The sequence below is a fragment of the Streptomyces silaceus genome, assembly GCF_001419745.1.
Taxonomy (GTDB): Bacteria; Actinomycetota; Actinomycetes; order Streptomycetales; family Streptomycetaceae; genus Streptomyces; species Streptomyces silaceus.
The window spans coordinates 1-11,967 of sequence record NZ_LIRJ01000257.1 but is presented as its reverse complement, the minus strand read 5'-3'; the positions used below and the strand labels follow the sequence as shown (position 1 = coordinate 11,967).

Sequence of the window (11,967 nt, the reverse complement as noted above, 5' to 3'; positions counted from 1 at the left end):
GGGCGGGTGGGCGGCGGCCGGGGCCTTGCCCACGGCCGTGAGCAGCGGAAGAGTGGCCTCAGTGGCCGGTGCCACCGGTGGTGGACGGCCCGCGGTCGCGTCGGCGAGGGTGGTCGCGAGGCGACGGTCCTGCGGTGAGCGCGGTGTCGGCACGGGCGGTCCCTCCTTGCGCGCGGGCCATGATGGGGGACGGTGGACCCTGGGCGCCGGCCGGTCCTTGAGTAAGGGACAATGAAGGCTCTGTCAGGGCGGGTTGCTCGGGTAGCAGCGGTAGCAGCAGAGGGGACGCATGTCGGACGCGGAGCAGACGGGTGAGGCCCGTCAGGACAAGAGCGAACGTCTCCTCGCCGGGCGCTACCGGCTGGGGGAAGTGCTCGGCCGCGGCGGCATGGGCACGGTCTGGCGCGCCAAGGACGAGACGCTGGGGCGCACGGTCGCGGTGAAGGAACTGCGGTTCCCCTCCAGCATCGACGAGGAGGAGAAGCGCCGCCTCATCACGCGTACGTTGCGTGAGGCGAAGGCGATCGCGCGGATCCGCAACACCGGCGCCGTGACGGTCTACGACGTGGTCGACGAGGACGACCGGCCGTGGATCGTGATGGAGCTGGTCGAGGGCAAGTCGCTGGCCGAGGCGATCCGCGAGGACGGGCTGCTCACCCCGCGGCGGGCGGCCGAGGTCGGCCTCGCCGTGCTCGACGTGCTGCGCTCCGCGCACCGCGAGGGCATCCTGCACCGCGACGTGAAGCCCTCGAACGTGCTGATCGCCGAGGACGGCCGGGTCGTCCTGACGGACTTCGGCATCGCGCAGGTCGAGGGCGACCCCTCGATCACGTCGACCGGCATGCTCGTCGGCGCGCCCTCGTACATCTCCCCGGAGCGGGCCCGCGGCCACAAGCCCGGCCCCGCGGCCGACATGTGGTCGCTCGGCGGCCTGCTGTACGCGGCGGTCGAGGGCGTGCCCCCGTACGACAAGGGGTCGGCCATCGCGACCCTCACCGCGGTCATGACCGAGGACGTGGAGAAGCCCACGAACGCCGGACCGTTGGAGAAGGTCATCTACGGCCTCCTCGCCAAGGACCCGGAGCAGCGGCTCGACGACACGGGCGCGCGGGCGCTCCTGATCGACGTCGTCCACGCCCCGGAGGCCCCGGCGGAGCCGGAGCCGGTGGAGGCCACCAAGGTGGTGCCCCTGCCGCCGGCGCCGCCCAAGGCGCCGAAGTCCTCCCGGGTCCCCAGGCCGTCGAAGTCGCCGAAGACGTCCCGGCTGACCAAGCCCGCCAAGGCGGCGGGGGCCGGCGCGGCCGTCGGATCGGGCGCGGGCACGGTTTCTGAGGGTGCGTCCGGTGCCGGTGCTGGTGCCGGGGGCGGCAGCAGGACCGAGGAGGCCGCCGACCGCTTGAAGGGCGCTCTGCAGTCGGTGCGCAAGGCGGCCGCGTCCGCCACCGCGCGCGGCACCGGGACGGCGGCCGCGTCCGCGTCGGCGCCCGCCGGTTCGCCCTCCGGTCCGGGCGGCACGCCACCGCGGGTGCCGCCCAAGGCGTCGCTCACCGACGTGGTGCCGCGCCGGACGCTGGTGATCGTGTCCGTGGTGGCCGTGCTGGCGGTGCTCGGCACGGTGCTCGCCTTCGCGTTGTCCGGCGACGACAAGGGCGGCGCGGGCGAGGACAGCAAGGGCGGCGACAAGGCCGCGTCCAGCGGGGCGAGCGCCGGTGGCGGCGACAAGGACAAGGGCGCCGGCAAGGACCAGGGCAAGGACACCGGCTCCGGTTCCGGGGACGAGAAGGCCAAGGACCCGGCCAAGGACGAGAGCGCGGGGCCCGAGGAGGGCGAGGGCGACGACTCCGCCAAGGGGGACGACGGCAAGAAGCCCGGGGACGGCGCCGCGTCGACGTACAAGGCGGCCCAGGGCTTCAGGATCGGGCTGCCCAAGGGCTGGAAGTACCAGTCCTCGGGCCGGGCGGGCGTGCGGTTCGGCGGGCCCGACGGCCAGAAGCTGCTGATCGGCTGGACGACGAGCCCCAAGGACGACCCGGTGGGCGACTGGAAGAACCAGGAGAAGTACATGGTCCGGTCGCAGTACGACCGGATCCGGATAGACAAGGTGGACTACCGCGGCTGGAACACCGCCGACTGGGAGTTCACCTACGTGGAGGGCGGGACCAAGTTCCGCTCGATAGACCGCGGCTTCGTCGTCAACGGCGGTCTGGGCTACGGGATGATGTACACCGCCAAGGCCGACGACTGGGGGAGCGAGCAGCGCAAGGCCACGTGGCGGACGCTCACGAAGACGTTCAAGCCGAAGTCCTGAGGGAACCCGGGCCTCGCCGTGAGGGAACCCGAGGCCACAGGGGTGCCGATGCCGTGCGCCCCCGAGTTCGGGCCTGAGATCTCATATCCCTCATTGCGGTTCGCCCACGGCACGTATCGTGAGTGCCTGCGGACCGTACGCAGCCGCAACGAGCCGCAAGACGAACGGATTTGACCACCGGGCGGACGGGGGAGGCATCGTGGACGACTATGCGGGACGGGTGCTCGCCGACCGCTACCGCCTGCCGCTGCCTCCCGCGGACGAGTACGAGTTCGCCGAGTCGCGCGCCTTCGACACCTACAGCGGCCAGGAAGTCCTGGTCAGACAGGTGCCGTTGCCCGAGATCGTCGAGGCCGAGGTGCTCGACGAGACCGAGCTGCCCGACGGGTTCGTGCCGCGCGCGGGAGCCGGCGGGGCCGGGGCGCGCAGGTCCTCGGCGCGGACGACGCGCAGGCCCACGGATCCGGCGGTGCGGCGCGCGATCGAGGCGGCGCAGACGGCCGCGCAGATTCCGGACCATCCCCGCCTCGACCAGGTCTTCGACGTGTTCGCCGAGGGCGGCTCGCTGTGGATAGTGAGCGAGTTGGTGGCGGCGAGACCCCTGGCCGCGCTCCTGGCGGACCGGCCGCTCAGCCCCTACCGGGCCGCCGAGGTCGCGGCCGACGTCCTCGCGGCGCTGCGCGTGCTCCACGCGCACGGCTGGGTGCACCGCAACATCACGGCGCGGACCGTGTTGATATGCGATGACGGCCGCGTGATGCTGACGGGCCTGGCGGCCGGAGCCGCCGAGGACGCGCTCTGCGGGTACGACCCGCGCCCGGTGGAGGAGGGCCAGCCGGCCGGTTCGGCGGGTTCGGTCGGGAACGTCGCGGAGTACGAGGCGGGATACGACGCGGAGTACGCGGACGGCGGCGACGAGGACGACGGTGACGTGCCGCTCGATCCCGCGCCCGAGCCGGGTGAGGGCGCGGATGCCGCGGTGCGGCGGACCGTCGCGGCGTATCGCGCGGGGCCGCGGGCCGTGGCGCGGGGCATCGACGGAGGGACCCTGGCCCTGCCGGGCGGTTACGCGTCCGCGTACGAGGAGCGCGGGGCGGACAGCGGGGACGACGAGCCCGGGATACCCGGGCGGATCTCGGACCCCTATGGCGTGGCCGGGACGAAGCCCTGGCACGGGGCGGTGCCGCGCAGCAGGGGCGAGGCCGGGGCGCGGGATGTGCGGAGGGCCGGCACGGAGGGCGGCCCCGGGGGCCCAGGGGGCCCTGGTGCTGCTGGGGCTCGTGGTCGTGCCGATGACGCCGGACGTGCCGGTGGCACCGGTCGTGCCGATGACGCCGGACGTGCCGGTGGCACCGGTCGTGCCCGTGGCACCGGCGGCTCCGGTGCGTTCGGTGAGAGGGACTCCGAGGCGCCCCGCGGGAGTTGGGACGACGGCGGTGCCGAAGGGACCGCCGCGCGGGGACCCGCTACCGCCCTCGCCGCCGAGCGCGCCCGGCACGCGCGCATGGTGGTCGTCGGGGCCGTCACCGAGCGCTGGGCGCCCGAGCAGGCCGGCCCCGTGCACGAGAACTGGCGCCTCGCCGCGCCCATCGGACCCGCCACCGACCTGTGGGCCCTCGGCGCGCTGCTCTTCCGCGCCGTGCAGGGACACGCGCCGTACCCGGAGGACAGCACGGCCGAGCTCGTGCAGCTCGTGTGTGCCGAGCCGCCCGCCTTCGCCGAGGAGTGCGGACCGCTGCGGCCCGTGGTCGAGTCGCTGCTGCGCCAGGACCCCACCGACCGGCTCGACTTCGAGGAACTGAGCGGCTGGCTGCGCTCGTTGGTGCGGTCCGCGCCGGAGCCGGAGGCCGGGGCGAACGTGGTGCCGGTCCCGCCGTACGACGCGGGGCGGCTGCCCATCGTGCGCCGCCGCGGCGAGGTCGTCCGCAAGCGCCGGGGCGCCGCGCTCGCCGAGGGAGGCGGCCAGGGGAACGGACACGGACGGCACAAGCGAGGAAAAGGCCGCGGAGGGAAGGGCAGGGCGGGCAAGGCCAGGGACCTGCGCGTCGCCCCGCCCTCGCAGGGGCTCGGCGACACCCGGGAGATGCGCGACCCCGGACTCTCCCGCGACCCCGCGCCGTCCCGCGACCCCGGACTCTTCCACGAACCGGGGCTGTTCCGGGACCCCGGCCCGTCCCACGACGCGGGAGGGGGCCGTGACGCCGGACCGGGCCGCCGGTCCGAGATGCCGCGTGCGCCCCGCCCGGCCCGCGAACCCCGGCCCGCCCGCGAGCGCCCCGGCCGGGCGCCGCAGGCCCGCGGCGGGGCCGCCCGGCCCCGTTCGCTCGGGCGGCTGCTGCTGCTCGCCATCCTCATCGGTCTCGCCGCGGCCGTCGTCTACGCCATGGTGTTCATGCCCAAGTCCGGCGAGAGCGGTTCGGGCGACCGGGCGGGGAACGCGGGCGAGGTCAGTTCGGCGCCCGAGACGAGCGGCGGGACCGGCGACGGCAAGGGCGAGGAGCCCGGCTCGGGCAAGGGCAAGCCCGAGAAGGACAAGGACAAGCCGGAGAAGGGCAAGGACAAGCCCGGCAAGAGCCCCGGTTCGCAGCAGCCGCAGACCTCCGGACCCGAGCTGCCCCAGGGCTTCACGCTGCGCAAGGACCCCGAGGGCTTCCGCGTCGCCGTCGCGAGCGGCTGGGACCGGCAGCCCAAGAACGGCCGGGGGCAGGTCCGTTACACCCACGGCGACTTCGAGCTGCTCGTGGTCCCCGGACGCGACGGCACGGACAGCTACGGCAGCGACCCCATGAAGTACCAGCGCGAGGACGAGCGCGAACTGCAGCCGTTCCGCGACTCCTCCTGGGCCACCTCCAGCGGCATGCGCCGCATCGACGTGGGCGGGCGCGCCATGGCGGAGGGGCAGTTCACCTGGCAGGACTCCGGGGGACGCGAGGTCTACGTACGCAATCTGGTGATGGTCGTCGGCGGCAAGTACCACGTGGTGCAGGTGCGCGGGCCCGAGGCGGAGCGGGACGAGGTGACGCGGCTGTACGAACAGGCGTCTGCCAGCTACCAGGTCACCGGCTGAGCGTCGGTGCCGCGGACGACCCACTGTGAGCGACCGGACGACGGACCGTCAGCATCCGGCTCCGCAGGGCCCCGCTGTGACGGGTGTGACCTAACAGTGCGGTCTCCTAAGGCCCCCTGTGGTTCCCTGCGCGGCCTCCGCTCCTTAACCTGGCCCTGTCAAGACCTATGCGGGGGAACGTGAATCAGACGCAGGGCCTGCTCCTCGCGGGCCGCTACCGACTCGGTGAGTCCATCGGCCGCGGTGGCATGGGACGGGTGTGGCGCGCGCAGGACGAGGTGCTGCACCGCGCCGTCGCCGTCAAGGAGCTGACGGCCGCGCAGTTCGTGCAGGAGGCCGACCGCGCGGTCCTCTTCGCGCGGACGCAGACGGAGGCGCGGGCCGCCGCGCGGATCAACCACCCCGCCGTCGTCACCGTCCACGACGTCGTGCAGTACGACGACCGGCCCTGGATCGTGATGGAGCTGGTCGAGGGCCGCTCGCTGGCGGACGCCGTGAAGGACGACGGCCGCGTCGAGCCCGTCGAGGCCGCCCGCATCGGCCTGTGGACGCTCAAGGCCCTGCGCGCCGCGCACGCGGCCGGGGTCCTGCACCGCGACGTCAAGCCCGGCAACGTACTCCTGGCGACGGACCGGCGGATCCTGCTGACCGACTTCGGGATCGCGGCGATCGAGGGCGACTCCACGATCACGCGGACCGGTGAGGTCGTCGGGTCCGTGGACTATCTGGCGCCCGAGCGGGTCAGCGGCTCGAACCCCGGGCCCGCCTCCGACCTGTGGGCGCTCGGCGCGACGCTGTACACGGCGGTCGAGGGCTACTCGCCGTTCCGGCGCACGTCGCCGCTCGGCACCATGCAGGCCGTCGTCACCGAGGAGCCCGCGGCCCTCGAACACGCGGGCGCGCTCGCTCCCGTCATCAGCGCGCTCCTGCGCAAGGACCCGGAGACCAGGCCGACCGCCGAGGAGGCCGAGCAGATGCTCGCCGAGGCGGCGGAGGGCCGGCGTCCGCACGCGGCGCAGGCGTACGTGCCGACGCAGGTGCACCCGACCGGCGCCGGGACCACCACGACCCACCCGTCCGGTGCCGGGGCGCATGGGACGCAGCCGTCGGCGCAGGGCCGCGGCGGCGCGCACGAGCGGTCCACCGTCGTCTCCGATTCCGACCCGCACCGGCCGGCCGGGCCCGAACGCGGCCGGCGGCGGAGCCGGTTCGCCGTCGTCGCCCTCGTCATCGCTGCCGCGCTGCTCGGCGGCGGCGGTGTCTTCGGCTTTCTGCACTTCACGAACGGCAACGGACAGACGGGCACCCACGCGGAGACCCCCGGCAAGGCGGTCGGCGGCATTCCCGATGACTGGGAGCGGATCGACGACCCCGAGGGGTTCAGCCTCATGCTGCCCAAGGGCTGGAAGCGCGAGGCCGACGGCAGCCAGGTCGACTTCACGCCCGACGAGGGGCGGACCTTCCTGCGCATCGGCGTCGACAGGAACCCGCAGTTCGAGAGCCCCTACACGCACCAGGTGTCCCTGGAGAAGGGCCTGCGGGTCAAGCTGCCCCAGTACAAGCGGCTGCACCTGGACTCGAACCGGTTCCGCGACCGGCCCGGCGCCCTCTGGGAGTTCAGCTGGACGGCGGGGGCGAACGACACGACCGCGGGCCCGCGCCGCGCCATCGAGCAGACGTATATCGGTCGTGACGGCGTCGAGTACGCCATCTACCTGTCGGCCCCCGACGGCGACTGGGACACCAACCGGGAGCGGTTCGACGCCATGCTCCGGGGGTGGCGGGAGGGCTGAGCGCCCCGGCCCACCCCTGGGGTGCCTGGTACGGCCCCCAACTGGCCTGATCCGGCGGCCGGAACCCGCCCGCGGCTCGGTGAGACCCATTCCGTTCGCACACGTGTGGGGCATGATGGCCGCATGGGGAGCCTGGGAGACCACGCAGGTGGAACCGGCGCCGGCGGGGGCAGCGTCGGCGGAGGCGGGTCCGGCAGGGGCAACACCCGTGTGATCGCGGGCCGTTACCGCCTGGAGGAGCGGCTCGCCCGGGGCGGCATGGGAGTCGTCTGGCGCGCCACCGACCACCTGCTGGGCCGACAGGTCGCCGTCAAGGAACTGGCGCTCGACGAGACGCTCTCCGAGTCCGAGGCGGCGCAGCAGCGCGAGCTGACCCTGCGCGAGGCGCGGGCGGTGGCGCAGCTGCGGCACCCGCACATCATCGTCGTCCACGACGTCGTCGTGCAGGACGAACACCCCTACGTCGTGATGGAGTTGATCGAGGGCGGCTCGCTGGCCGGGCGGATCGCGCGGTCCGGGCCGCTGGACGCGCACGCCGTCGCGCGCATCGGCATCGACCTGCTCGGCGCCCTGCGCACCGCCCACGCGTCGGGCATCCTGCACCGCGACCTCAAGCCCGCCAACGTGCTCCTGGAGAACGCCACCGACCGCGTCGTGCTCACCGACTTCGGGATCGCGCAGGTCACCGGGGCGACGACGCTCACGGAGGTCGGGTCGTTCGTCGGCTCTCCCGAGTACACGGCGCCGGAGCGGATGGCGGGGGAGCGGACCGGCCCCGAGTCCGACCTGTGGTCGCTGGGCGCGCTGCTGGTCACCGCTTTGGCCGGCGAGTCGCCGTTCCGCCGCGACTCGATCGGCGGCGTCCTGCACGCCGTCATCTACGAGGAGCTGCGCCCGCCACCGGCGGCCGCGCCGCTGCTGCCCGTCGTGCTCGGCCTCCTGGACCGCGACCCCGAGCGGCGGCTCGACGCGGCGGAGGCGGAGCGGCTGCTGCGGGCGTACGTCGAGACGGGGCGGATGCCCGTGGTGACGCGGGAGAGACCGGGGCGGGGCGGCCGCGCGGGGCTCTCCGGGCTCCCCGGACTGCACGGCCGTCCGGGCCGGGGCGGGCACACGCCCACGCGGCACCATCCGTCCACGGGCCCGCGGACGCCCGCGGGCGGGCACCCGCACATCGAGCCGGCCGGACATCCGCACGCCAAGCCGGGCGGCCAGGGCAGGGCCGTCCTGATCGCCGCCGCGCTGGTGGCCGCCGTCACCGGGGCCGGGGTCTCCGCCGTGCTCCTGCTGGCCAGGGGAGGCGACGGCGGCGGCACCCCGGGCACCCCCGGCACCTCGGCCTCCGTGCCGCCGCCCTCGCCCAGCCCCACGGTCAGCGTGACGACCAAGACGCCGGGGCCCTCGACGCCCGAGGCACCGCGGGGCTACCGCATCGCGAAGGACCCCGAGGGCTTCGCGCTCGCCGTGCCCGAGGGGTTCCGGCGCCGGACGGACGGCCCTCGCGTCTCCTATGTGTCGCCCGGCGGCACCTACCGCATCGGCATCAAGAAGTCGGCGCCCGAGCCCGGCGGCCCGCTCGCCGCGCAGCGCCGCGCCGCCGCCGAGGGGCCCCGGGACAACCCCGGCTACCGCGACGGCAGGGTCTCGGAGACCACGCGCAACGGCAGGCCCGCCGCCCTGCGGGAGTTCACCTGGAACGGCTTCGACGACGCGGAGGGCGCCCGCCGCACGGTCGACCTCTGCTGGGAGGAGGGCGGCCGGATGTACTCGGTGTGGGTCTCGGCGCCGGTGGCGTACGCGGCGCAGGCGCGGCGCTACTTCGACGCGGCGGTGGACACTTTCGTACGGCGCTGACGGCCCTGTGCATCGCCCCGGTCACAAGTGGGCGGCCTGGCTGGAAACGGGGGAGTCCCGCGGGGTACTCATGAGGGCATGAGTAACGACGGGGGAGCCTCCTACGGCCCGTATGAACCCACCAGCTTCGGCCTCCAGCCACCGCAACAGCCCGGTGTACCGGGGCAATCCGGCCAGAGCGGTGGTGCTCACCCCGGCAATCCGTATGCCCAGCCCACGCAGGTCGTACCGAACCAGCCGGGTCAGGCGAATCCGCCGGGCCGACCGACACCGCCGAGCCAGTCGACACCGCCGGGTCAGTCGACCCCGCCGAGCCAGTCCGGCCAGTCGGGTCAGTCGGGCCGGTCGGGCCGGTCGGCCGAGGTGGAGCCCGGTGCCGGGCGGCTGATCGCGGGGCGCTACCGGCTGCTCTCCAAGCTCGGCCACGGCGGCATGGGCACGGTGTGGCACGCCAAGGACGAGACGGTGGACCGCGAGGTCGCCGTGAAGGAGCCGCGGGTCCCCGACCACCTGCCCGAGCGCGAGCGCGCCAACGCCTTCGAGCGGATGCGCCGCGAGGCGCGCGCCGCGGCCCGCCTCGACCACCCGGCCGTGGTCAACGTCCACGACGTGGCGGTCGAGGAGGGCCAGCCGTGGATCGTCATGGAGCTGGTCCAGGGCCGTTCGCTCGGCGCCGCGCTCCAGGAGGGCACGCTGGGCGCCCGCGACGCCGCCCGCATCGGCCTCGACGTACTGAACGCCCTGGACGCCGCGCACCAGGCCGGCATCCTGCACCGCGACGTGAAGCCGGACAACGTGATGCTCGGCAAGCACGACCGCGTCGTCCTGACCGACTTCGGCATCGCCCAGATCGAGGGCGAGACGAACCTGACGGACACCGGCGGCTTCGTCGGCTCGCCCGAATTCATCGCCCCGGAGCGGGTGTTGGGGCAGCGGCCCGGCCCGGCGTCCGACCTGTGGTCGCTGGGCGTCGTGCTGTACGCCGCGACGGAGGGCGTCTCGCCCTTCCGCCGCAACAACACCCCCGCGACGCTCCAGTCCGTCCTGAACGCGACGCCGGCCGCGCCCGCGTCCGCCCCTGGTCCGCTCGCCGAGGCGATCAACCGCCTGCTGGCCAAGGATCCCGCCCAGCGCCCGAACGCCGCGCAGGTCCGCGCCCTCCTGGAGGAGGCGGCCAGACCTCCGCAGTCGGCGGCGCCGACGCGGGCCGTCGCGTTCGCGGACGCCGGAGAGGCCCCGCGCGGCAAGGGGATCTTCCTGAGCCGCAAGGCCCTGGCGGTCGTGGCCGGCGTGGTCGTCGCGGCGGTGGCCGCGGGCGTACTGGTCGCGGTGAATCCCTTCGGGGGGTCGGACGCGGAGGGCTGGACGCGGCACGGGGCCAAGGCGGTCGGCGCCACTGTCTCCGCGCCGGAGGCGTACGTGGAGAGCAAGCCGGGGGACACCGACACGGACAAGTCGTGGGTCCGGTACACCGACCCCAGCGGAGCCGTCTTCATCACGCTCGACCGCGCCGAGAAGAAGGACACCTCGCAGGAGATCGCCGGGACCGCCGCGGCCCAGGCGTACGCCGACGCGGAGAAGTTCGAGCAGAGCGGCGAGACGTCGTTCAGCAGCATGTCCAGCGATCCGGCTCCCGACGCCACGACCAAGGAGACGAAGTACAAGGACCAGAGCGCCGCCGAGAATACGGTCACGTACACCGACTCGCAGACCGAGCTGCCGCACGAGGCGAGGATTCTCTACTACAGGACCAAGTCCGGTGACATGTACCGGCTTTGGATCGACTATCCCGGCAAGGGCGACTTCACCGAGCGCGGCCGCGAGGTCGCCAGGACCGCCATCGCGGATCTGGAGCTCGACAAGCTCTGAGGCCGGTCCGAGGCGGCCCTGCCGCCTCCCCACTGTCACAGGTGGATCACCGCGCTGGTCGTGGACGTCCCCCGCACGGTACTCATGAGGCATGAGCACTGACGGGGGACGCCGGGACGACGTGCGCCACGACGGCGGACGTCTGATCGGCGGGCGTTACCGCCTGGCCGAGCGCATCGGCTCCGGAGGCATGGGCACCGTATGGCGTGCCGTCGACGAGCTGGTCGGCCGGGACGTCGCGGTCAAGCAGCCGCGGCTGCCCGGCGATCCGCACGACGCCGCGCACCGGCGCGCCTACGCCCGGATGCACCGCGAGGCACGCGCCGCGGCGAGCGTCGACCATCCGGCGGCCGTCACCATCCACGACGTCGTCCTGGAGGACGGACTGCCGTGGATCGTCATGGAGTTGATCCGCGGGGAGTCCCTGCACGAGCTGCTCCAGCGCGGCGCGCTGCCCCCGGAGGAGACGGCCCGCATCGGCCTCGCGGTCGTCGGCGCGCTGACCGCCGCGCACGCGCGGGGCATCGTGCACCGCGACGTGAAGCCCGCCAACGTCCTCATCGGCTCGCACGGCCGCGTCGTCCTGACGGACTTCGGCATCGCGCACATCCGGGGCGAGGAGTCCCTGACGGTGAGCGGCGAGTTCGTCGGCTCGCTCGAATTCATCGCGCCCGAGCGGATGTCGGGGCGCCCGGCGGGTCCCGAGTCCGACCTGTGGTCGCTCGGCGTCCTGCTGTACGCGGCCGTCGAGGGCTGGTCGCCCTTCCGGCGTACGACACTTGAGTCCACGCTCGCCGCGGTCCTCTCGGCGGAGGCGCCGCCGCCGGTGCGCGCGGGCCGGCTCGCGCCGCTGATCCAGCGGCTGCTCTCCAAGGACCCCGAGCTGCGGCCCGACGCCTTCGAGGTGACGGGCGCGCTGGAGGCGGCGGCGGAGGGGCGTCCGCTGCCGGAACCGTTCGGCGCCACGCCGGCGCAGGACCCCTCCGGGCTGCGGGAGCTCTCGGACGACGTGGGGACGCTGCGGATCCCCCGGGGGCGCGGGGACACCGCGGCGCCGGAGGCCGGACGGGACGCGG

Annotated in this window: 6 protein-coding genes; all 6 read left to right on the top strand. The window is 74.3% G+C overall.

The annotated features are described in order from the left end of the window. Nucleotides 1-289: 289 nt before the first annotated feature. Nucleotides 290-2,308 carry a serine/threonine-protein kinase gene (locus AOK22_RS23580; RefSeq protein ID WP_055700706.1) on the top strand — a complete coding sequence of 673 codons (2,019 nt, stop codon included), beginning with the start codon at nucleotides 290-292 and terminating at the stop codon, nucleotides 2,306-2,308. 199 nt (nucleotides 2,309-2,507) lie between these two features. Further along, nucleotides 2,508-5,375: a protein kinase gene (locus tag AOK22_RS23575; RefSeq protein WP_055700705.1), complete on the top strand. Its 2,868-nt coding sequence runs from the start codon at nucleotides 2,508-2,510 to the stop codon at nucleotides 5,373-5,375. A 167-nt stretch (nucleotides 5,376-5,542) separates the two neighbouring features. Then, nucleotides 5,543-7,168, top strand: coding sequence for a serine/threonine-protein kinase (locus tag AOK22_RS23570; RefSeq protein ID WP_055700704.1), 1,626 nt, complete (start codon nucleotides 5,543-5,545; stop codon nucleotides 7,166-7,168). Nucleotides 7,169-7,291: 123 nt separating this feature from the next. Beyond that, nucleotides 7,292-9,022 (top strand): protein kinase domain-containing protein, encoded by a 1,731-nt coding sequence (locus tag AOK22_RS23565; protein ID WP_055700703.1) that lies wholly within the window; start codon nucleotides 7,292-7,294, stop codon nucleotides 9,020-9,022. Between the two features lie 78 nt (nucleotides 9,023-9,100). After that, entirely contained in the window at nucleotides 9,101-10,891 is a 1,791-nt protein-coding gene (locus tag AOK22_RS23560) for a serine/threonine-protein kinase (RefSeq protein WP_055700702.1), read from the top strand. Nucleotides 10,892-10,982: 91 nt separating this feature from the next. Then, a partial coding sequence (locus AOK22_RS23555) for a serine/threonine-protein kinase (protein WP_157872275.1) occupies nucleotides 10,983-11,967 on the top strand: 985 nt, incomplete at its 3' end.